This is a genomic window from Bremerella volcania, assembly GCF_007748115.1.
GTDB classification, from domain to species: domain Bacteria; phylum Planctomycetota; class Planctomycetia; order Pirellulales; family Pirellulaceae; genus Bremerella; species Bremerella volcania.
The window spans coordinates 6,475,800-6,496,182 of the sequence record NZ_CP036289.1 but is presented as its reverse complement, the minus strand read 5'-3'; the positions used below and the strand labels follow the sequence as shown (position 1 = coordinate 6,496,182).

General features: G+C 57.3%; 22 protein-coding genes. 11 read left to right on the top strand and 11 right to left on the bottom strand.

What is annotated here, in order from left to right:
• Positions 1-196 precede the first annotated feature (196 nt).
• The 6 genes from Pan97_RS26140 to Pan97_RS26115 all read right to left on the bottom strand — a co-directional run bounded on the left by Pan97_RS26140 (position 197) and on the right by Pan97_RS26115 (position 4,701).
• Complete coding sequence (locus Pan97_RS26140) at positions 197-1,345, bottom strand: cysteine desulfurase family protein (protein ID WP_144978012.1); 1,149 nt, start codon at positions 1,343-1,345, stop codon at positions 197-199.
• Positions 1,342-2,187 carry a hypothetical protein gene (locus tag Pan97_RS26135; RefSeq protein ID WP_144978010.1) on the bottom strand — a complete coding sequence of 282 codons (846 nt, stop codon included), beginning with the start codon at positions 2,185-2,187 and terminating at the stop codon, positions 1,342-1,344. The genes Pan97_RS26140 and Pan97_RS26135 overlap by 4 nt, the downstream gene beginning before the upstream one ends.
• A 180-nt stretch (positions 2,188-2,367) precedes the next feature.
• The gene (locus Pan97_RS26130; protein ID WP_144978008.1) at positions 2,368-2,577 is read right to left on the bottom strand and encodes a hypothetical protein; all 210 of its coding nucleotides are present in this window, start codon (positions 2,575-2,577) and stop codon (positions 2,368-2,370) included.
• 39 nt (positions 2,578-2,616) lie between these two features.
• Positions 2,617-3,480 carry a universal stress protein gene (locus tag Pan97_RS26125; RefSeq protein WP_165698981.1) on the bottom strand — a complete coding sequence of 288 codons (864 nt, stop codon included), beginning with the start codon at positions 3,478-3,480 and terminating at the stop codon, positions 2,617-2,619.
• A 170-nt stretch (positions 3,481-3,650) separates the two neighbouring features.
• Positions 3,651-4,166 carry a DUF3592 domain-containing protein gene (locus Pan97_RS26120; RefSeq protein ID WP_144978004.1) on the bottom strand — a complete coding sequence of 172 codons (516 nt, stop codon included), beginning with the start codon at positions 4,164-4,166 and terminating at the stop codon, positions 3,651-3,653.
• 10 nt (positions 4,167-4,176) lie between these two features.
• On the bottom strand, positions 4,177-4,701 hold the full coding sequence (locus tag Pan97_RS26115; protein WP_144978002.1) for a DUF3592 domain-containing protein: 525 nt from the start codon (positions 4,699-4,701) through the stop codon (positions 4,177-4,179).
• A gap of 137 nt (positions 4,702-4,838) precedes the next feature.
• On the opposite strand from Pan97_RS26115, the gene Pan97_RS26110 reads away from it, so the two are divergent.
• Positions 4,839-5,132, top strand: a complete 294-nt coding sequence (locus Pan97_RS26110; protein ID WP_144978000.1) for a hypothetical protein — start codon at positions 4,839-4,841, stop codon at positions 5,130-5,132.
• Positions 5,133-5,220: 88 nt separating this feature from the next.
• Here the strand turns inward: Pan97_RS26110 and Pan97_RS26105 are convergent, their stop codons facing one another.
• Positions 5,221-5,421: a hypothetical protein gene (locus tag Pan97_RS26105; protein WP_144977999.1), complete on the bottom strand. Its 201-nt coding sequence runs from the start codon at positions 5,419-5,421 to the stop codon at positions 5,221-5,223.
• Between the two features lie 223 nt (positions 5,422-5,644).
• Here Pan97_RS26105 and Pan97_RS26100 point away from each other — a divergent pair, with 223 nt between their 5' ends.
• From Pan97_RS26100 to Pan97_RS26090, 3 genes are all read left to right on the top strand, one after another.
• Complete coding sequence (locus Pan97_RS26100) at positions 5,645-7,423, top strand: MFS transporter (RefSeq protein ID WP_144977997.1); 1,779 nt, start codon at positions 5,645-5,647, stop codon at positions 7,421-7,423.
• Between the two features lie 117 nt (positions 7,424-7,540).
• On the top strand, positions 7,541-8,059 hold the full coding sequence (locus Pan97_RS26095) for a dihydrofolate reductase family protein (RefSeq protein WP_165698980.1): 519 nt from the start codon (positions 7,541-7,543) through the stop codon (positions 8,057-8,059).
• Positions 8,060-8,232: 173 nt separating this feature from the next.
• Positions 8,233-9,762: a TolC family protein gene (locus Pan97_RS26090; RefSeq protein WP_144977993.1), complete on the top strand. Its 1,530-nt coding sequence runs from the start codon at positions 8,233-8,235 to the stop codon at positions 9,760-9,762.
• 194 nt (positions 9,763-9,956) lie between these two features.
• Here the strand turns inward: Pan97_RS26090 and Pan97_RS26085 are convergent, their stop codons facing one another.
• Positions 9,957-10,841, bottom strand: coding sequence for a hypothetical protein (locus Pan97_RS26085; protein WP_144977991.1), 885 nt, complete (start codon positions 10,839-10,841; stop codon positions 9,957-9,959).
• A gap of 308 nt (positions 10,842-11,149) precedes the next feature.
• Here Pan97_RS26085 and Pan97_RS26080 point away from each other — a divergent pair, with 308 nt between their 5' ends.
• Positions 11,150-12,031, top strand: coding sequence for a DUF1559 family PulG-like putative transporter (locus Pan97_RS26080; protein WP_144977989.1), 882 nt, complete (start codon positions 11,150-11,152; stop codon positions 12,029-12,031).
• A 61-nt stretch (positions 12,032-12,092) separates the two neighbouring features.
• On the top strand, positions 12,093-12,521 hold the full coding sequence (locus Pan97_RS26075; protein WP_144977987.1) for a hypothetical protein: 429 nt from the start codon (positions 12,093-12,095) through the stop codon (positions 12,519-12,521).
• On the opposite strand, the gene Pan97_RS26070 is transcribed toward Pan97_RS26075, so the two are convergent.
• Positions 12,518-13,612 (bottom strand): Gfo/Idh/MocA family protein, encoded by a 1,095-nt coding sequence (locus Pan97_RS26070; protein WP_144977984.1) that lies wholly within the window; start codon positions 13,610-13,612, stop codon positions 12,518-12,520. The two genes, Pan97_RS26075 and Pan97_RS26070, sit on opposite strands and share 4 nt — an antisense overlap.
• Positions 13,613-13,815: 203 nt before the next feature.
• Between Pan97_RS26070 and Pan97_RS26065 the strand changes: the two genes are divergently transcribed.
• From Pan97_RS26065 to Pan97_RS26045, 5 genes are all read left to right on the top strand, one after another.
• Positions 13,816-14,259: a cupin domain-containing protein gene (locus Pan97_RS26065; protein ID WP_144977982.1), complete on the top strand. Its 444-nt coding sequence runs from the start codon at positions 13,816-13,818 to the stop codon at positions 14,257-14,259.
• A 129-nt stretch (positions 14,260-14,388) separates the two neighbouring features.
• Entirely contained in the window at positions 14,389-15,849 is a 1,461-nt protein-coding gene (locus Pan97_RS26060; RefSeq protein WP_165698979.1) for a sulfatase-like hydrolase/transferase, read from the top strand.
• A gap of 149 nt (positions 15,850-15,998) precedes the next feature.
• Positions 15,999-16,763 (top strand): dioxygenase family protein, encoded by a 765-nt coding sequence (locus Pan97_RS26055; protein WP_144977978.1) that lies wholly within the window; start codon positions 15,999-16,001, stop codon positions 16,761-16,763.
• Between the two features lie 78 nt (positions 16,764-16,841).
• The gene (locus tag Pan97_RS26050; protein WP_144977976.1) at positions 16,842-17,732 is read left to right on the top strand and encodes an EF-hand domain-containing protein; all 891 of its coding nucleotides are present in this window, start codon (positions 16,842-16,844) and stop codon (positions 17,730-17,732) included.
• Between the two features lie 210 nt (positions 17,733-17,942).
• On the top strand, positions 17,943-18,665 hold the full coding sequence (locus Pan97_RS26045) for a hypothetical protein (RefSeq protein ID WP_144977974.1): 723 nt from the start codon (positions 17,943-17,945) through the stop codon (positions 18,663-18,665).
• 20 nt (positions 18,666-18,685) lie between these two features.
• Here Pan97_RS26045 and Pan97_RS26040 read toward each other — a convergent pair whose 3' ends face one another.
• Together Pan97_RS26040 and Pan97_RS26035 are read right to left on the bottom strand one after the other, a co-directional pair.
• Positions 18,686-19,078 carry a hypothetical protein gene (locus tag Pan97_RS26040; RefSeq protein WP_144977972.1) on the bottom strand — a complete coding sequence of 131 codons (393 nt, stop codon included), beginning with the start codon at positions 19,076-19,078 and terminating at the stop codon, positions 18,686-18,688.
• A 91-nt stretch (positions 19,079-19,169) separates the two neighbouring features.
• Positions 19,170-20,138, bottom strand: a complete 969-nt coding sequence (locus Pan97_RS26035; RefSeq protein ID WP_144977970.1) for a DUF1559 domain-containing protein — start codon at positions 20,136-20,138, stop codon at positions 19,170-19,172.
• Between the last annotated feature and the right edge of the window lie 245 nt (positions 20,139-20,383).

Here is a 20,383-nt window from a genome sequence, read left to right as displayed (position 1 = left end):
CGAAACTCCGTCTGTGTGTCGGTCAGACAACGTGGAAAAGCTCAATCGGCACAGTTCGCCTAATGCGAACTTGCAAGCCCCAATGGGGCGGCAGATCGTGTCTCAGGATACGAGCCTGGGGTATCGATCTACCGAGCCCAGATTATAGAGGTTTTCCACACGGAAAACTAGCCAGGGAAGCTATTTATCGGTGGTTTTAGCCTTGACGTAAATGTTTGACACAATTGGAGATACGACTTGCCACCTCATCCACCTCCGGCTCGGTCGTGAAGCGGCTCAAACTTAAGCGAATCGAGCTAGAAATCACATCTTCCGGAAGTCTCATCGCGAGGAGCGTAGGGGATGGCTGTGAAGACCCGCTGGCACAGGCCGAGCCGGTGCTGCAGGCTACTCCGGCCATGTCCAAGGCCATCACCAAGGCCTGCCGATCGAGCCCAGGAAAAGCCACGTTCGAGGTGTGCGGAAGCCGCGGAGCATCGCGGCCGATGATCACCATTTCGTCCTCACCAATCAGATCGGTGAGAAGCGTTTCCAGCCGATCTCGCAGGGCCAGCATGCTGGGGCCGGCGTCGGGTAAGGCCTCGACCGCCAACTGCAAGGCTCGCTCGAAACCGATCGCCAGTTCCACGCTTTCGGTCCCAGGCCGCATGGCCAGTTGCTGCGAACCGCCGAACATGCTGGGTTTCAACGTCACACGATCATCGAGAACCAGGGCCCCGATCCCTCGCGGACCATGGAACTTGTGCGGGGTCAATGTCATTGCCGAAGCCCCTAAAGCCCGGAAATTCACGGGTATTTTGCCAATTCCCTGCACCGCGTCGACATGCAATGGGACTTCGTGGTCACGGCAGATCGTGGCGATTTCCTGAATCGGTTGCAGGACGCCGGTCTCGTTGTTCCCGAGCATCACGCTGACCATTCGCGTGGGTTCGGTGAGCCACTGGTCCAACTGGTCGAACTGGACGACGCCGTTGCCATCGACCGGCAGCACGCGAACTTTCATCCCGCGCGACGTGAGCTGGTCGGCTGCTTCTGAGATGCTGGGATGTTCGATGGCCGAGATGATGACCTGACCGCTGGTTTCCTTCCCCAACCCAAACAAAGCCAGATTGTTGGCCTCGGTTCCGCCGCTGGTGAAGACCAGGCGATCGCTGGCGAAACGGGTCGTCACGGCACCCAGCGAATTGAGAATTGTTTCGCGTGCGTCATCCAACCGGCGACGCGCCTTCTGGCCGGCTTGATGCTGGCTGGAAGGATTGTAGAAGGCCGACTCGTACGCCTGGCTCATGGCCAAGGCGACATCCACGGCTAGGGAGGTCGTCGCGTTGTTATCGACGTAAATCAATTTTCAGGTTCATCTTCCGACGAGTCTTCAGCATCAGAAGCCTCGTCTTGGACAGCCTCCTCCTCGACGACTACCGGTAGTTTGTCGAGTTGCTCTTGGGCTTCTGGCGACTGGGGAGCTAATCGCAAGACTTGCTCGAAGCAGAAACGTGCCCGCTTGGTTTGATCGGCATCCTGAGCGGCTTTTCCAGCCGTCATGTACAGCTCGACCAGGAACGGATCGAGACTTTGCTGGCCGAGTTTCTTCTGCTGAACTTCGCCGGCGGCTTTTTGTTTGTCGTTCAGATCCTCAGGCGGAGGTACGTTTTGATCTTCATGCGTAAGCAAGGTTTGCGGCAGCGGGTTGTTCTTTTCGCGGCTCAAGTCGAGCATGTGATGCAGGATATCGGGGATCAGGATGTACATGTTCCCCTCGGCTGCCTTTTGGATCTCTGGCCACATGACCGCCGCGTAGCCGGGGTTGGCCTGGCTCCAACGATCGAGATCGATGGCCCCCGTGGTTTTGGACATATCGAGATAGTCGATCAGAATCGCAGCATCGCTCTGGTAATAGGAGCCTTGGCTGAGCATCGAAACGACGACCCAGTCTTTGTCCTTCGGTTTTTTGCCGCTGGACGTAATCCACTTCTTCTTGACCAGGTCGAGTTCAAGGTTGCCGGTGTTGTTGAAGTAGTCGGTCGCCGTTAGACGGATGCCAAACGCTTCCAGGTAGCTGAACCTTCGCCGCTGAAAACCATCGGGCGAAAACTGTTCGCCGGAGTGGCTCGACGTACCGACCAGAATGGTCAGGCCAATCACGATGATCACCAGCACGATCACCACGATCACAAAGACGCGCAGCATCGTCTGATTCTTGGAAGCAACCGGTGCCGTACTGCGTGATGCTGGGCTCAAAGCAATCGCCGTGAATGATAGGGTGCGCCGAAAAAAGGGGATTCGGATCCAAGTCCCCAATCCCCTTAGTTTAGTATCTGCCGGCGTCGTTTACGAGATTCCTGCTGATTCCGCTTCGCGGCAGGCAAGCTATTTGAGATTCTGCATGAACCCAAAGCCAATCAAGCCCAGGCCTGAAAGGCCCATCAGCCCGCAGAACATGCTCATGCTCATGTCCCCCTGCCCCATGAAAAACCAGAGCCCCACGGCCATGATGATGTCCATCACGCCGACCATCATCAGGATGGTTCCCGTGGGGATTTGACCGCGGCGCGTTCCGAATCCGAGTTGTCGTTTCATGCGGCAAAAACCTGTCGGCGAGTTGCTTCTGTCGGGCGATTACTTGTAGAGGAAAAGCGGGCAATTGGCCGTTTCCAGCATCTTGTTGGTCGAGGACCCGAAAATCGTTTCCTTGAATCCGCCACGGCCGTATGCACCCAGGACCACCATCCGCGGACTTAGTTCCTTGACCTTTTCGGCCAGCATTTCCACCACGCGGCGTTCCTTGGGCACGTAGTGCAGCTGCGAATCGATGCCGTGGAACTTCAGGAACTGGGCCGCTTCTTCCAGGCGGGGCATCGCCTTTTCTTCCGCGTCGGAGATGCTCACCACGTGAACTTCGGTTTGCGGGCCGCGGATCTCCAAGAGAGTCCACATTTGCAGGGCGTGCGCCGCGGTGGCACTGCCGTCGTAGGCGATCACGACTCGATGGTTGTCCGGCATTTTCTGCGGATAGACGATCACCGGCCGGGCGTTGTCGACCAACAGCTTACGAACCGTCGCGCCGACGTCTTCACTGGTTTCGTAATGGAAATTGGTATCGCGGCCGATCAGAATCACGTCGTGACGCAACGCATGGCGTTCGATCTGTTCGTACGGCAGCCCTTCGCTTTCGATCGAAGTGTGGGGGATCTTCGCTTCGTTGCAGCGAGCTTCAAATTCGCCCAGGATCTCTTCGGCACGCTCTTTCGCTTCGGAAATCAGCGTGTCGTCACGATGCTTCTTATAGGCACCGGCACCGATGGGCAAGCTGGTCGGCGCTTTGATGCCAGGAATATCGACCACGGCGACGCCGGACAGATGAATGAAGTCGGTCTTGCCTTCGTTGCGGTCCGCATAGCGCTGGCAGAAGGAGATTGCCATGTCTAAAGCGGTCTTGCTGGAGGGAGAATTGTCCAGGGCAATAAGTGCGCTGCGAATCATGATACTGTTTCCTTCCCCTATGGTCGGCATGGACCGGTGTTAAATCGCCAAGCGAATGGTCGCTTCCGATCGACCTGAAGACCACCGCTCTCATCTGTCTATTGTAGCATCGCAAACGCGGGTTCGGGATGGCTGGGCAGTCGATTTTCAGCCGACCGATTCTTAGCGATTTACCCTATCGAAATACTCTGAATCAACTGTGGGTCGCCCCCTTGAATCAAGAGGATCATCCCCGTGATGCCAACCGTGACGGCCAGCCACATGATACCCAGGGCCAAAAGCGTGAACGTCCCCCCATCGACGCCGGGTACCAAGGTGCATTTCTCGGGGTGAAGGGGGTCGTAATAGACATTCAAGCTGGGGATCGAATTCAGCGTATCGAGCAGCAGATCGTGCTCGGCCCGCTCATGGGTTGGGATATAGCTCTGCGAGATGCGATTGCCTTGGTACGAGCGTCCGCAAACGTCGTACTCGTAGGTCGCTTTGACCTCATACACGCGGCGACTCGATTTGCTGCTTTTTCGCGTGGTTTCTTCAATGCTGGCTTCGATCAGTCGCCCCGAGACTTTCTCCCACGAGCTGCTTCGCCACGCGCGGTAGAGGTCTCGCAGGCCATAGCCGACGATCACCACCCCGATCAGGTTAAAGCCCCCCATCACCAGCAGCGCAATGATTTCTTTCGACATACTCAACCTTTCAGCGAACGAGACTCAGGGAGCGGTGATTCAGCCGAGCCAGACGCTCGGGAAGGTTCTTGTGAGAACCCCCAAGGAAAACCAACGCCAAGATGCCGCCGCAAAACGCCAGCCAGGCACCGCCGAAGAGAACCGGCAGGTAAGCACTTCGATGGATGCCGGTCGCCAAGGTACTTTCGCTCGGGTTTTGCGGGTCGAAATAGACGCGAACGTAGCGCGATCGACTGAGCTTCTGCTTTAAGTCTGAGTGCATGCTCTTGTTGTTGGTGCCGTTGTAGCCGTAGGCGATGCGGTCCCCTTCGTAGGACCGCCCATCGACGTCGTAGGCATATTTCACATGGCAGGCCCACGTTTCCTTATGGTCGCTGGTGTGCGAGCGCAGTTGGCACTCGAGCACTTCGCCGCGCACGGCCGGCCACCGGGTGGTTCGGCTGGCCTGGTCGAGTTGGTAGATCCCATAGCCGAGAAAGCCCACGCCGAAACCGACGAAGACCAACACGAACAGGGACGTAAAGAGTTTCGACATGGAACCACTCGCAGGAAGAAACCAAAACACGAGCCGGTTGGCTCACATGGTAAAGGTCGCTTCCAACGCGTAATGGTTGCTTAAATTTCGAGGTTCTCCGGCATCCCCTGGCACTTAGCCGGGGGAAGTTACCGGTTATGACGAAGATAGCGGCCAGCCCCTCGTCGGTGGCAGGCGTGGAACCAGTTCATCAAGAAACGACGGGTACAGGCCGTCGTTCGCCGAAATTCGCGTCACCTACCTTCGGTCAACATGTCTCCAAGTTACCAGCGGCAATTGCCCCGCATCTGCCGACGATCGTGCTTCCCCCAATCATGCCAGGAGACTATCTGATGTTGTTGTCTTTGCTTTCTACTAGCGTTTGCTGCGTTTACGCTTTCGCTTCCGTTGTGATGACCGCGTACTGGGCCTGGCGAGTCTGGGGGAAGTAGCCCCGCGGTTGCAAGAAGCGAATAAGGACGACCTGAGAGTCGCGCTGGATGGATTACCGTTTGGTAAACCGGTCGACCACCGTTTCTATTAGAAAAGAGACCGCTGTAGCGACGCAAGCATGTCGCGATGGCGCGATTCGCACTCGCGCATTTGCTGTTCAATGGCCGCTTCTTCTTCCACCGAGGTGGCGTGAGTGAGCGACTGTTTCAAACGACTCATCTCCGAGTCGAACGTTTCGTTCGCGGCAGCGATGGCGCTGCTACATCCTAATGCATGAAGACCGTCCATTACGTATCTCCTAATTAAGGAATATCACGAATGATGCCTTGATACTTCCGGTTTAATCCATTGGGCGTAACTTCGCAAAGCCCCCTCGTCGTTTGAGTCCGATATCGCGAGCAAAAGATGGAAACTAACCGAAATTTTACTCGCCCAAATTGCAGTTTTGCTCTAAATTCAACCGCAACACATCTGCTCTTCTCGACTCCCCAACCCCATGCCAGCTCGCCCCATGAGCGCTTACCTCATCCTGCTTGCCCTATTCGCGATTGCCTGGGTGATCGTTGGTTTCAGCGTCGCGATGCTCCTGTTGAAGCTTCGCTGGAATCTGGTTGGCGGCGTCCTGCTGCTGGCCGCGGGATTCGGCCTGCCGCTGATCATCGTCAACTATGCGCTGATGGAAATCAGCAGTTTGCGGATAACAAGCCTTTACAAGTTGACGACGATCTTTGGCATGCTCGAACTCTCGTACGAGGGCATGGTCGTTGCCTCAAGTGGCGGTTTCATCTTGGGAATCTTGTTCGGTTTGGTGGCCGGCATTTGGCCTCGCAAGGATGACGAAGGCAACCGCACTCGCAGCGCGAATCACTGGACTGCCTGGAAGCTTTTCGTCGCGGGTCCGCTGGCATTGGCGATCGTTTGTACCTTGTTCTTTCTGGCCGATATCCGGGCCCAGCAGCGCCTCGCCCAACTGCGGGACAAGCATCAAGCCATTCTGGATGTGCAGGAAGACGTCGCTCCGCGTCTGCAAAACGATGCGGCGCAAGTTCACGACGCCCTCATGTTGGCTTTGCTGGAAGACGATTCGCCTGATTGGGTTCTCGCCGAGGAACGACAAGCCAGGAGCCGGCCGCAAATCGTTATCACGACGGTTGAACGCAACGACTATTATCTCCTGAAAATATTCTTACCAGGCTTCCCTTATACGCAGCAAACGTTGCAGTACGCCGCACGGCACGAGGACGCCTTCTTAAAACTGCGCCAAAGCGTGTTGACCGACGGACTCGAGTACCGTCACTGGGACGAACAAGTCGCCCGGTTCGCGGCGGTCCATGCCTTGGCGCAAATTCAACAAGGAGACAACGACTCGGCGCTGCAAGACTTGAAACTGCTGCGTGCGATGGCAACGCAGTCGCTGGATAAACGAATCGAACGGTCGTTTTCCTTCATCCAGATCGAGCAGTATCGGTATCTCGTTTTTCAAGCCTTTTTAGGCAACGTGAGTCCCGTCCCCGAGGAAGTTTATGAGGAGATGTTGACCGACGTCGGCGATATGAGTCAAAGCCTGCGGCGAGGTTTGAAACGTCAGCTGAGCCAACATGTGGTCATGTCGGTCGATCTCTTGTTGAAGGAGCAACCGGGGCAACGTCGCAGCTTCCGCGAAAACTACCAGCGGATGGTCCAGCGCATCATTTACCAGGAACACACGCCGCAATGCGTCGCGCGGATGGAAACTCAAATCAACCAGGCGTTTGATGGTTCGACCGACCCATACACGAATGTTCCGTGGGTCGTCTTTCCTTCGATCTGGGATGAGAACGAAGCCTGGTTATCAACCTCGGGCTTTATTGCCAGTGCCTTTAACGCGGTTCAAGTCCGCTACCGGCACAATGCTCGTCTTAAATTGGTCAAAGCGGTTCGGATGTTGGAACGCCAGCGTGCCGAGAAAGGACGATTCCTCACGCAGCAGGAATTCCTCTTGGGGATCACGTCCCAAGATTTCACCGCGGCGATCGCGATCGACTATCTCACGCTGCACAATCCTACCACCGGTAAAGCCGAAGGGGCGATTCTGGCGGCACCCGAGCACAGGCAACTGCACGACTATTTAGGTTTCTACCTGGGCCCGGCCATCTTTCCGATTGTCGAATCGCTCTCTCCTTCTTTGACGACTCAGTCCCATCAGTCGAACAATCCCTGGGAGCTTGCCCAGGTAAAAAACAACCCTCAGCGGCTGATGATCCCGACTCCCAAGGCTAGCAGCTCGAATCCATCGCCGCCGATGCGATAGGCAATCATCCAGCCATGCCGAACCGTTTCTCCTAGCGGACGTAGTGAGCGTTCAAGGATTCGCTGCACCCGTTTCCGATGCGTCTGTACGACACAGCGCCTAAGGAGAAGAGATTCTGTGAGAAAGATCATCTATTTCGTTACGGCCAGCCTGGATGGATTCATCGCGCGGCCCAGTGGAGCCATCGACTGGCTCATTCAAGCCGAAGGGAACGAAGACTTCGGTTTCGCCACGTTCCTCGAATCGATCGATACGGTCGTTCAGGGCCGCAACACGTACGAACAGGTTTTGACCTTCGGTCCTTACCCCTACGCCGAGAAGAAGAACTTCGTCTTCTCGCGCAAGCTGCTGCAGTGCCAGCATGCGGAAGTCGTTCGCCAGGGGGTGTCCGACTTCGTTCGCTGGATTCATTCGCGGCCAGGCAAAGACGTCTGGCTGGTAGGTGGCGGACAACTGGCCGCTTCGTTTCTGCATGTCGGAGCGATCGACGAAATCAAAGTCTTCGTCCAGCCCATTCTCCTGGGGGAAGGCCTACCGATCGTGGCCCATATCGGTCGCGATACGCGGCTGAAAGTGAAGTACTCGCACACCTTTGGTCAGGGACTGGTGCAGATCGACTACGACGTCCTGAGGTAGTCTTGCTATCGCCAGTGATCGTTACAGCTTAACGCGCCCCGCCGCTTGATCCTCGCTTGCCAGAAACATTCCGTGATTGGGTTATCCAACCCGTGCCGACCTTCCTATTACAGGATTTAAGACGGTTCTATCAAACGAATGGATGCTGGCAGTGCTAGTAGTAAGGGAATCTCATGGCAGTCGGGAAACTTAACGTTTGGCAATGGTCACTGGTGTTGGCAGTCCCTTCGTTTGCTGGTTGCGTGCTTCCCTATTCCAAGCCGGCAACCTACTCGGAAGAGATCGTCCCGGTTGCTCCGGCGTCGATTTCTCAGTCGGAAGGGAAGCCTGACGTCGCGCTGGTCGATCATCAAGAGCCGATTTCGGTGATTCAGCCGCCGGTGCTCGAACCAACCAACATCCTTCCGCCTGAGACCTCTCCGTCGGACATTCCGGCGTTTGAAGTCGCTCAAGCCACCAAGGTCCCAGCGATACCGACGTCCACCGCCAGTGGCCTGACGCTTGCCCAACTGCAAGACCTGGCCCTGGCCAACAATCCGACGATCCGCCAGATCTCGGCCTCGGCCCAGGCCGCTTCCGATTATCGCTACCAGGTTGGCCTCTCGGCGAATCCCGTCGTCGGTTATTCGGGAAGCCAATTGGCCGATCAAAACACCGATCAACACCTGGTGACGGTCGATCGCGAGTTCGTCACGGCCGGCAAGTTAGACCTCAACCGCAACGTGCTTGGCCATGCCGTTGAAGCGCAGAAGTGGGACGTGGAGTCGCAGCGCTACCGCGTGCTGACTGACGTTCGCCTGGCTTTCGTCGATGCGTTGGTCGCCCAGCGTCGGATGGACGTGATTGACGATTTTCATGGGGTCGTTGCCAAAGGGGCCGAACTGGCTCAAAAGCGTTTCGAAGCGAAGGAAGCATCGCAGTCCGATCAGCTTCAAGCCGAAATTCAGTTGAACGAAGTGGAAGTCCTGCGACAGCAGGCCCAGTTTGCCTGGGATGCCGCCTGGCAAGAGATGGCCGCCACCGCCGGCGTACCGAACATGCAGCGCAGTCAGCTCTCGGGCGAGTTGAACCCTCAGGTCGGTAACCTCGAGTGGGAAGCCATCTACAGCGATTTGCTGGGCAACAGTCCGGAACTGCGTGCCAGTTACAGCCGCGTGCACCAGGCCCGGGCAAACATGTCCCGCCAGGAGGTGCAACACATTCCCAATATCCTCGCTGGTATCCAGGCAGGGCACGATAACAGCACCGGCAGCGGCATGATCAACGTGACCGTCGGTGCCCCGATTCCGGTTTTTAACGACAACAGTGGCAACGTCTCGGCCGCCTATCGCGAATATTGCCGAGCCACGCATGCCGTCAAGCGCATCGAGATGTCGCTCAAAGCCCGCCTGGCTGGCGTCGCCAAGGAATACGACTCGGCCCTGGTCGCCGTCGAAAGGTACGAACAGCAGATTCTGCCGAAGGCCAAACGAACGCTCGACCTTTCCGAACAAGCGTACGCCGCCGGAGAGTTCTCATTCATTCAGGTGCTGATCGTCCGACGAACCTACTTCGATACGAACCTGCAGTACATCAGCGCGCTGGGTGAACTGGCCAAAGCCCACGCCAAGATCGACGGCCTACTTCTCACCGGTGGCTTGGACGAGCCGACCGACTTCCAAGGCAGCGACGCCCTGCGAGGCCAAACGTTCAGCCAGCAGTAATGTTGGTTGTAAGAGTGCCATGCAATGTCAGGCAAGAACCGCGCGCATTCCAGTCCCCTCGCCCCTGAGGGGAGAGGGCCAGGGTGAGGGGTTATCCCCGCCGGCCTGAAAGCGCATGCGAGACCGACGTTCGCGATAGGCTCGGAACGAATACTACGCAGTTTCTTACGGTCGCCCCCTTGGGGCTGACACACTCACGGCGGCCCACGCTCGTTAGCCGTTTCGACTTGCTGTGTTTCCATCTCGGACGCTATGTCCGCGTGGACACGCTTTTCGATCACGCGAAGCACACGTTCGCGTCGCGTGGGCGTGATGATCTTCTGGGTTTCGACTCGAGAGACTACTTGAGGCGGCGTTTCGCTTTCGGGTTGCTCTTCGCTGGAAGCCTCTTTCACCGGTGCGTTGAGTTCCTCTTCCAGCGCGTCGATCTCGGCCTGTTTCGCGGTGATCTCCTCGATCAGCTGCAGGTTGAGTTTTTTCATGCGGTAGAACATCCACGCGTACAATCGGGCGGCTTCGTACGTGAGCGGCTCGCGCAGCGGCTGCCGCAGTCGGTACCGTTTTCGTTCCTCGTAACGCGTCACCGCGTCGCGTTCGCGGGGCTCGCGGTATTCGCCTGAATCACTTCGCGAACGCTTGGGCGTTAGGCCGCTGGGGACCAGGGGAGGATCGATTTCGGGGAACTCGTACGCGTTGATTTCCGGATCGATTTCAACCACGATGCTGTCGGCCCGGTAGTGAGGCCGGTCGGGGTCGAACGCTTCGACAGGCGGGTCCTTGCTAGGAACGTCCTTCGTCATGGCGGCCTGAAACGCGGCTTCCTCCTGGGCCTCTTGCCGACGAATGATTTCGTTGAGCGTGGCCGATTGGGGCCGCGGCGTTCGCTTCGGAGGGGCCATCTTCGGCGGCCAGAACTTCTTAGGCTGCGACTCGTTGGCCGGCTCTTCCTGCAAGATCATCAACACCTCCCCGCAGCAGGGGCAGAGAAGCCGATTCCCCTCGCGCACGGCAACCTGCGGAGCGTGCGCTGATGCGTTCGCTCCGTGTTTTTCAGGTTGTGACGTGTGGGAATGGGACATGACGTTATTCGTGTGTTGAAGGTTTGCGTGCCCACGCGAACGCGGGCTTGGCACCCGGAAAGCGTGATGCTTCGCCGGGTGTACGTGCAATTTAGAGGGTTAGCGCTTCAGTGAGATAGTGCGCGCGGAAAAAATTTTTCATCGGCCGAACCGGGCCATTCCGGGCCTGACAAAATACCGGAGCATAACTACGCGTTTTCGGATTGCCGCCGCTACGAAGGCCTTTGAATAATGAGGGCTGATGGGCATTGGCGAACTTATTGGTCCGGTGCTGCTCTCCTTTCTTTTTCTCTTCAAGGCGCTCTCCGATGACATCCTCAGATTTCCCCCGTCGCGCATTTACGTTAGTTGAACTGTTGGTGGTCATCGCGATCATTGGAGTGCTCATTGCGTTGTTGTTGCCCGCGGTTCAGCAAGCACGTGAGGCGGCCAGGCGAATGCAGTGCACCAATAACCTCAAGCAGTTTGGCTTGGGTCTGCACAACTTTCACGATACGTTTGGTAACCTGCCGGCGGGAGGTTACGGCCCCAACACGCCAGCGATGCATGACCGCATGAGCGGTTTTGTGCCGTTGATGCCGTTCCTCGAGCAAGGGGCCGCCTACGAACAATTCAATATCGACGAATCGGTCGATCACTCGTCCAATGCGACCGCGATCGTGACGCTTCTGGATGTCATGTTCTGTCCTTCCCGCCGAAGCCCTACCGCTGCTCCCTCAACCAGTTACTACATGCCTACGTGCTCGCGTGGAGACTACGCGTTTTCATCTGGCGGAGAAGGGAGCCACTGCAACACGACCGATCCGAAACTTTTCGATGGCATGTTCAGTCAGTACACCAAGATGCAGTTTTCGCAAATCGTCGACGGTCTCTCGAATACAATCGCCATCGGTGAAAAGCGGGTCGAACGACGATCAGATGCCGAAACCGACTCGACGCTGATCAACATGGATGGTCCGGCCTACCGCTGGGGATATCATTCGACTCGGAACTTCAAGTCGCCGCTAAGTTCGCCACTGCTCACGTCGCTGAGCGATCTGGACGCCAACTTCGGCAGCTCGCATGCTGGCCGAGGGGTGAACTTTCTCTTCGGGGACGGCTCGGTGCATTACATTCCCCAAACGGTCAACTGGACGGTGATGCAGAACCTGGCCAATCGCGCCGACGGCAACCCGGTCACTCTGCCGTAGTTCACGGATCGTCTTCCACTTACGTATTCCAACCAAAACAAATGGAAAAGGGAAAACGGCCATGTTGAACCGACCTGTCGAATCATGTTTGGGTCTGACGAAAAGTGCCGGCACGTTGCTGCTGCTGATGAGCCTGGTTGCCGCCGCTGGATGCGGCAACGAGAACGAGTCGATCGTTCGCGGCAAAGTCACCTATCAAGGAAAGAACCTGACCGGCGGTACGATCTTGTTCAATCCGATCGATGAAACGCAGCCCTCCGCTCACGCGGCGATCCATTCCGACGGCAGCTACGAAATCAAAGCGATCGCAGGCGAAAACAAGGTCATCATCAACTGGTACTCCGAAGTCGACCCAACCCTCGAACCAGGCGACCCAGGCTACACCATCCCCAAACCGCTGATCCCGTCCAAGTACTCCAATATCGATACCACGCCGCTGGTGCGTACCGTCGAAAAGCAAGAGACGGTGATCGACTTTGCGTTGGACTAGCGGCCTGACTCATTCATGGGCATGCCGGATGCTTTCAGCACCGCTTCGTGCACGGCCAGGTCATGTTGGCGGTCCCAGGCAAGTTGTTTCTCACCGCGGATGACCTTGGCCAGGTCGGTGAACTCGCCGTCGTAGCGGCCTCCGGTGCGTTTCAAGCTGAGGTGCTGTGATCCTTTCTTGAACTCGCCGCGGGGCTCGGTCAGTGAAAGGTCGACTTCGCCTGACTCGAGCGGTTTGATCTCGAGCGCGCCCCCGGATCCGGCGACTTGAAAGCGTCGGCGCGGGAAGCCGAACGGGTCGAGATGGTTGCAGCGGACGGTGGCCGTCGCTTTGGGGTAATCGAGCACGGCCAGCTGATTGTCGGCGAAGGTGTCTTTGGGGGCTTCGGTTCGCTTGGTGAAAGCGATCACTTCGTCTGGCTTACCCAGGATGGTGACGACCGCATCGATCAAGTGGCAAGCCAGCTCGAACATGCCGCCCCCTTCGTACCGGGCCAGATCCTTTCGCAGGCCTGGGGAAGCCAGCTTGCCCATCATCGCGTCGATCTCGTAGATCTCCCCCAACCACCCTTCGCGGGCCGCTTCAAACAGCAGCTCGAACGCCGGGTTGTACCGCAGCATGTAACCCATTTGAATCGTCCGCTGGTTGGCATCGGCGGCGGCGCATAGCTCGCCAAACGCGGCCAGCGACTCGCCGGCCGGCTTATCCAAATGAATGTGCATGCCGGCTTCGATGCACTGCCTGGCCGTGGGAACCAATTGCCGAACTTCGGTTTCGACCGCGACGGCTTGTAGGCCCGGCGTGCTGAGTAGCTGCTCGATCGACATCACTTTCAGGCCTTCGTACGGCTTCCGCTGCACGGCTTTCTTGGCTAGGTCGAGATCCACGTCGGCCAGGCCGACCACTTCGTACGTGTCGGAAAGCGACCGCATCGCGTCCATCTTGCCGGAGGCATGCGCGTGGGAAGTACCAATCTGCCCGACCTTGATTTTCGATCCAGCAGAAGGAGCCGCCGCATGAACATTGGCAGCCAGCGAGGCGACGGCGGCGGCAGTGGTGGTGGTGAATTGGCGTCGGGTTAGCTTGGTCATGGTGGCAGGCCTTTTTGAGGAGGGATGGATGCTGGGCTTAGTTTAGTCGGTTTTTGCCAGGAATTCGAGAAATACGAACCGTCTCGATGTGTCGGAAATTTCTTTCGGAGAATCCGGTCATGCCTGTCACACCGGGCAGCGCCCGTTCGTCTTGTGTGTGGAGCCCTGATTATCCGTCTTCAACCAAGAAAGAACCGTTTCTCATGTTCCGCAGCATCCTGACCCTGACCTTTGGCATCTTCCTGGGGACGGCTGGCGTTTTGGTCGCCCAGCACCAGGCCAAGTCGACTGTTGTTCCGATCTCGGCGCAAGACATTGTCGAGAAATTGGATGGGCAGGACGCGACGGTTTCGGTGGTCGAGGTGCGGCTGGATCCGCTGGGAGAAGGGATGCCCCATCGACATCCTGGCCCGGTGTTTGGTTACGTGCTGCAGGGGAAGTACGAACTGGGGATCGACGATCAGCCGACCAAGGTCTTTGAGCAGGGAGAAACGTTCTACGAGCCGACCGGGTGCCTGCATCGGGTTTCGAAGAACCCCCAGACCGGCGCTGCGACGCGCGTGATCGCGGTGGTGGTTCATCCGCGGGATGCCAAGCAGCTGGCGATTCCGGAACCGATGGCCAAAGACGCGCGATCCGAAAAGTAACGGTCGATACCGTTTGCTTTCGCCGGTTGAGAAAAGGAAAATAGGGCCTTCCCATTCACTTGCCCTAGTCTCTTTTCTGGCTGGTTGTCGATGGTTCTTTTCCTGCGATCCATTGTCTTCGTACTCCTCTTGGCTTCCATCTGTCGGGCCGAAGAAACTTCCCAGCCGAATATCCTGCTCATCCTGACCGACGACCAAGGCTGGACGACGCTGGGGTGTTACGGCGGCAAGCACGTGCCGACGCCGCATCTCGATCGGTTGGCCGAGTCAGGCACACGCTTCACCGATGCGTACGTCACTTCGCAGTGCACGCCTACCCGAGCGACGCTATTGAGCGGTCAGTACACGGCTCGCCACCGCATGTGGCATGTGATCCCTTGGTATGGTTGCCCCTGGGCGCGGGTCGAGGAAATCTCGTTCGTCGAACAATTTCCGCGGGATCAACCGACGATCGCGGCCCAACTGCGGCAAGCAGGCTACGCAACCGGTATGGCCGGCAAATGGCATTTGAATAGCGGCGCTGACGGCAACTACAACGCCCTCAATCCCGAGAGCGCCGCGCACTTTGGTTTTGATTTCGCCGCGCCGGCGGTTCCCCAAAAGATGTTTCAGCCGGGAGGCGATCGCGGGGTCGACTATCTGACCGATCAGACGCTTGCGTTCGTCGAGCAGAATCGCGAGCGACCGTGGTTCTTCTACCTTTCCCATCACATGATTCACGGCAAGGTCGTCGCGCCGCGCGAGCTGGAAGAAAAGTACCGTCAGCAAGGTTACGGCGATGAAGGTCCCAATCGGGCCGTCTACCTGGCCGGGCTCGAGGCGATCGATCGTTCGATCGGCAAGCTGATTGCCGGGCTGAAACAACTGGGGGAATACGAAGAGACGGTCATTATTTACTTGAGCGATAACGGCGGCATCGACTGGCGGTTGGATCATCGCAACTTGCAACAGCCACATCCCCACGCACCGAAGCTGGCCGTCGATATCTACGAGTACGACAACGCCCCGCTCCGCGCCGGCAAGGGTTCGATTTACGAAGGAGGCGTTCGCGTACCCTTGATCATCAGCTGGCCAAAGAAGTGGCCGGCCAGCCAAGTAATTACCACGCCGGTGCATGCGGTCGACCTGGCACCGACCTGTTTTCAATTAGCGGGACACATGCCAACAGAAAGTCAAACCCTCGATGGCTTCGACCTGAGTGAACTCATTACCAAAGGCGCCGATCCGCGTCTCGCCGACCGACCCATTTACCAGTACAGTCCGATCTACGATTTGAACTGGGGCCTGACGCCGTGTGCGTCGATTCGTGTGGGCGACTTCAAACTGATCGAGTTCTTCGGCGATCGCTTCGATGCTTCACATCAATGTGTGCCAGGCCGTTGGTTCGAACTGTACGATCTTCGCCAAGACATCGGCGAGCTAAACGATCTTACCGAAACGATGCCAGCAGTGCGCGATAAGCTGCTTCATCAGCTTCGCCAATGGATGCAGCAAAACGGCGTGCCGGCACCAGGGGTCAACTCGCACTATGAACCGGCACGTGCGTTTGAAACGACGCGTGATAAGCCGGATTGGATAACTGCACGGTAACGGCCCTGTTTCCCTGGTTTTCGCGTGCTTTTCAACGGCTTTTTTAGTAGCAAGCGAAACTTACGGCCGTTTCGTTGGTTGAATGCCTTTAGAGAACGAGCAAGTCTCGCTCTCGGCGCTTTGTTTCCCGAACAGAAAGAGAACATTCGATGCTTCGCCGTTCCTATTTTGGTAGCAGTCGTCGGGCATTCATGGGGCTGATGGGCACGGCGTTTTTCACGACGCCGGGGCTGTTTGCCGAAGAGTTGCTCAAACCGACGCCGTTTCTTACCGAGGGTCCGTTTTACCCCGATAAGTTGCCGCTGGATCAGGATAACGACCTGATCATCATCAAAGACAGCACCACGCCGGCCGTGGGGCAGATTACCCATCTGACGGGTCGCATCCTCGACAAGAGTGGTAGCCCGCTGAAGGACGCCACCATCGAGATCTGGCAGTGCGATGCCAATGCCGTTTATTTGCACACCCGCGACAGTAGCGGAAAACAAGATCAGCAGGACCGAAACTTTCAGGGCTTTGGTCGGTTCACCACCGGAAGCAAAGGCGAATATCGCTTCCGCACCATCAAGCCGGTCCCCTACCCTGGCCGACCAGCGCCGCACATTCACATCAAGGTGAAGCAAGGGGACAAAGAGTTGTTGACGACTCAACTGATGATTCGCGGCTTTGAAGGGAACAAGCGGGACGGGGTTTTCGCCCAGGTTCGCGATCCGGAAAAGCGCGAACTGTTGATGACCGATTTCAAACCGATTCCTGACTCGAAGATGAACGAGTTGGCCGCTTCGTTTGATATCGTTCTCGGGGCAACGCCCGATGAACGCGACATGCGACGGCCTGGACCGCCTCCGGGCGGACGCGGACCAGGCCGAGGTCCCGGCGGTCGTCCTCCTGGGCCACCACCGCAAAATTCGTAACGTACCAATTCACTAGCGCCAGTCGTTGAATAGAACCACTTACTTGTCTCCCCATTTCTGCAAAGAGTGAACAGAACCATGAAGATCGTTTGGAAACAATCCTTAGCTACGCTTTCGCTGTTGATGGTCGGTGTGGCCTTCAGCACGGTTAGTGCCCAAGACGGCGAAAGGGGTCCGCGTGGCCCTCGCGAAGGAGATCGCGGCCCACGCGAGTTCAACCCAGAACAAATGATCGAGCGCCTGATGAATGCCCTCGATAAAGACAAAGATGGCAAGATCACCAAGGAAGAAGCGGGCGAAGGCCGCGGAGCTGCCATGGTCGAACGTGCCGATGCCGACAAGGATGGCGCCACCACCAAGGAAGAACTGATGAAGGCCTTCAGCCGAGGTCCTGGTGATCGTCCAGGCCCACCACGTGAAGGCGATCGACCTGGTCCACCGCGCGGCGAAGGTGATCGCCCTGAAATGCGTCGTGGCGAAGGGGATCGTCCCGGTCCTCCGCGCGATGGCGAACGGGGTCCACGCGGTCCACGCGACGGCGAACGACGTGAAGGGGATCGCCCAGGTCCTCCACGCGACGGCGATCGTCCAGGCCCACGTCCCGAAGCTGGTGCCGGTGGTCCTCAATTCGGCGGCATGATGATGATTCCTCCGTTCGTCCTGGAACGCCTGGAACTTTCCGAAGGCCAGCGTCGTGAACTCCGCGCTCTGCAGGAAGAAACACAGAAGAAGTTCATGTCGATCCTCAACGAAGAGCAGCGCGAAACGCTGAAAGAAATGCGTGAACGTCGCCCTGAAGGGGATCGCCCCGAAGGTCGTCCGCAGTTCCGCGGCCCGCGTGATGGCGATCGTCCTGAAGGCGCCCGGGGTCCACGCGACGGCGAACGTGGTCCGCGCGGTCCTCGCGAAGGGGATCGTGAACGTGATGGCGAACGTCGCGAACGAGAACGCGACAACGACGACGCTTAAGCTTTCCCCGCTTGCGAGTCGTAGTGCCACTCGAAAGAGTACGACTTGCAGAGAACTCCGTTCCGGAGACCGGCCGCCTGGATTCAGGCGACCGGTTTTTTTATGCGCGCATGCCAGCTGGCGAGCACGGTTAAATCCCTATTTCCCAGATCGCCAGAGTGGTTTACGATTGAGGACGTCAGTAGAAGGACCTACGTGAAAGAAGTTCTTGTGAATTCAGAATTTACAACCATTCGCTCCCTCATTGTTCTTACGTTTTTGGTGGGCCTTCCGGTGGTTGCTATCATGCCGGAGGGGGTTCAAGGAGCGCTTCGAGGAATCTGGCCGGAAGAAGAAGCGGCCGCGGATACCCCTGCCTTGCCGGTGCTGAAGCCAGCGAGCTTTCCCTTAACGGCGCCCGCGGCAGCACCGCCTGAACCGGCCGTGGCACCCACCCTGGCACCGATGACGCAGCTGGCCGACTTCCAGCAACCGACCATGTCGCGGGAGCCGGAGTTTCGGCCGGCCAACTACGAAGTCCCCGCCGAGGTGGTCTCGCAGGAAGAACGTTCCAGTGCATTCGCTTCGCCGCCGAGCGATCCGATTCAAGATCTTCCGCTGCCCAGTAATCGTCTGACCGCGCCTGCCAGTCAGCCGTCCGGTTTGATCAGCCAGGGCACGCAAGACATCCAGGCCGAACTCGATCAGTTGGGGGCGAATTACTACCGGCTCGAATCGTGGGGCAGTTCACCCCGCGTCTATCGCTTTCACTGCACGGTCGCCATCAAGATTGGCCAGTCGGAATATTCGCAGCGCTTTGAAGCCACGGCCGAAAATCCTGAAGCGGCCATGCGGCAGGTTCATACCGACGTGCAAGCGTGGCATGAGCGGTTCTCGAGCCTGTCTCTGGGAACCGAGTTTCACGATCAATTCAGCGCCCCAGGCCGTCCGTAGTCAGGCTCGCCTGTCGCAGGCTATTTCTTGAGGTCGATGACCAGTTCGTTCTTTTCGTCGGAGGTGATGGTCTCGCGAAGATCCGACGTCCCGTTGTACTTGTCCGGGATGTAAGACTCGGTGATCGGTGCCCCATACTGGTCTTTTTTTTCCAGCGTCCGCACGGCACTGATCCGCACGATCTTCTCGCCTGCCGAGACCTCGGCCGTGATCACGCCGTTTTCGATCCCACCCATGGCCGAAGGACCTTCTCCGTCGACCGGATCGAACACGATCGTCCCGGTTTCAATCGGCTGGCCGGCATAGGTGACCGTTCCGGTCACGGGATACTTGGGATGCTCTTCCGATGCTGTGCATCCCGGAAGACTTATCGCGAAAGCGACGAACAGAAAGGCAGCAATCGAAGCGCGCATGCTAAGTACTCTTTTGCATCTCAGAGGAAACCACCGCAAGGCCAACCCAGGTTCGTTGGCCTTGCTTGCCCAAAGAAATCGATACCTCTAGTTAAGGCATCTCGAAGACTTCCCCACCGTTTCGGGAACCGATGGCCTGAAAGACCGTTTGGTTGACGGTATCGGGAATGAAGCGGATCGAACCATCGGCTAAAGCGATGTGCCCGCCACCGGGATGGTAGCTGCGGATGTGGGTTTCCAAGTTGCTACTGGTGCATTGGCGGCAAGGAGCGATCGGCGTTCCGTTGCAGTACTGCAATGCGTCCCCCACGTCGGTATTGGGAGCCCGCAGCGTCGTGAAGTAGATGTTGCCATGATAAGGGTTGTGGTATCGGCCTCGCAGGTCGTGAACACCTCCGCAAACGACGTTCCCCGTACCGCTGGCCGCGATGCCATCCTCCTGGATACGAATCTCGCCGAGCATGGCCGTGTTGGAAGTTCCATCGGTGATGTCTTCGAAGCCTGTGTTGTTTCGGGGATAGAAAATGCCGTTACTCTTGTTGGCACCACTTCCCGTATGGCTCGACCCGTTGCACACGAGGTAGTTGCCATGAAAACCCTGGTTCTCGACTTTGTCGTCGAGTGGTTCCGAGGGACAAAGGAAAGCCTCGAAGACGACATTGCGAACGCTCGTTGGCCAACCTCCCGGGAACGTACTGGCTTCGATACGAGGCATGATCTCATCGTAGTAAGCGGTTTGTTCGATGAACGGCATGATTAGGTGGAAAAACGATACTCGCCGGTTGGTATCGGTCGGATTGGCAGGATCAGCGGCATTGATGTTGCAGTTGGTCGCCATCGGGAATTTCTGGAACGTGTCGTGATAGTTATGAAACGCCAGGGCCAACTGTTTCATGTTGTTGGTGCATGACATGCGGCGAGCCGCTTCGCGTGCCTGCTGAACGGCCGGCAGCAACAGGGCAATCAAAACGCCGATGATGGCAATGACAACCAACAGTTCGACCAAGGTAAAGCCGCGCCGCTGTTCGTCCCGAGATGAACGTGATCGAGTCTTGATCATAGTAGACACCTAATAGATATACAGATAAGAATAGATAGCGCAAATACGACAGGAGATAGCCGTACGTCAACCAGCAGGAAAAGTACTTTTCGACCAAAAGTTGTTTTACAGGAACTGTTTACCCTAGTTTGCGCTTATTTGCGAATCGGGTCAATAAAAATTTCTAAAAATCTCTTACGACGCTAATATTACCCGATATCAAACCGGAAAAAGGATCGCTCAATCATCGTGTGGGCGGATAATCC

Bases quoted from the DNA above. Each gene is read 5' to 3' on its own strand.
- Pan97_RS26135 (WP_144978010.1), bottom strand. From the start codon at position 2,187: ATGCTGCGCGTCTTTGTGATCGTGGTGATCGTGCTGGTGATCATCGTG.
- Pan97_RS26130 (WP_144978008.1), bottom strand. From the start codon at position 2,577: ATGAAACGACAACTCGGATTCGGAACGCGCCGCGGTCAAATCCCCACG.
- Pan97_RS26125 (WP_165698981.1), bottom strand. From the start codon at position 3,480: ATGATTCGCAGCGCACTTATTGCCCTGGACAATTCTCCCTCCAGCAAG.
- Pan97_RS26120 (WP_144978004.1), bottom strand. From the start codon at position 4,166: ATGTCGAAAGAAATCATTGCGCTGCTGGTGATGGGGGGCTTTAACCTG.
- Pan97_RS26115 (WP_144978002.1), bottom strand. From the start codon at position 4,701: ATGTCGAAACTCTTTACGTCCCTGTTCGTGTTGGTCTTCGTCGGTTTC.
- Pan97_RS26110 (WP_144978000.1), top strand. From the start codon at position 4,839: ATGACGAAGATAGCGGCCAGCCCCTCGTCGGTGGCAGGCGTGGAACCA.
- Pan97_RS26105 (WP_144977999.1), bottom strand. From the start codon at position 5,421: ATGGACGGTCTTCATGCATTAGGATGTAGCAGCGCCATCGCTGCCGCG.
- Pan97_RS26100 (WP_144977997.1), top strand. From the start codon at position 5,645: ATGAGCGCTTACCTCATCCTGCTTGCCCTATTCGCGATTGCCTGGGTG.
- Pan97_RS26090 (WP_144977993.1), top strand. From the start codon at position 8,233: ATGGCAGTCGGGAAACTTAACGTTTGGCAATGGTCACTGGTGTTGGCA.
- Pan97_RS26085 (WP_144977991.1), bottom strand. From the start codon at position 10,841: ATGTCCCATTCCCACACGTCACAACCTGAAAAACACGGAGCGAACGCA.
- Pan97_RS26080 (WP_144977989.1), top strand. From the start codon at position 11,150: ATGACATCCTCAGATTTCCCCCGTCGCGCATTTACGTTAGTTGAACTG.
- Pan97_RS26075 (WP_144977987.1), top strand. From the start codon at position 12,093: ATGTTGAACCGACCTGTCGAATCATGTTTGGGTCTGACGAAAAGTGCC.
- Pan97_RS26070 (WP_144977984.1), bottom strand. From the start codon at position 13,612: ATGACCAAGCTAACCCGACGCCAATTCACCACCACCACTGCCGCCGCC.
- Pan97_RS26065 (WP_144977982.1), top strand. From the start codon at position 13,816: ATGTTCCGCAGCATCCTGACCCTGACCTTTGGCATCTTCCTGGGGACG.
- Pan97_RS26055 (WP_144977978.1), top strand. From the start codon at position 15,999: ATGCTTCGCCGTTCCTATTTTGGTAGCAGTCGTCGGGCATTCATGGGG.
- Pan97_RS26050 (WP_144977976.1), top strand. From the start codon at position 16,842: ATGAAGATCGTTTGGAAACAATCCTTAGCTACGCTTTCGCTGTTGATG.
- Pan97_RS26040 (WP_144977972.1), bottom strand. From the start codon at position 19,078: ATGCGCGCTTCGATTGCTGCCTTTCTGTTCGTCGCTTTCGCGATAAGT.
- Pan97_RS26035 (WP_144977970.1), bottom strand. From the start codon at position 20,138: ATGATCAAGACTCGATCACGTTCATCTCGGGACGAACAGCGGCGCGGC.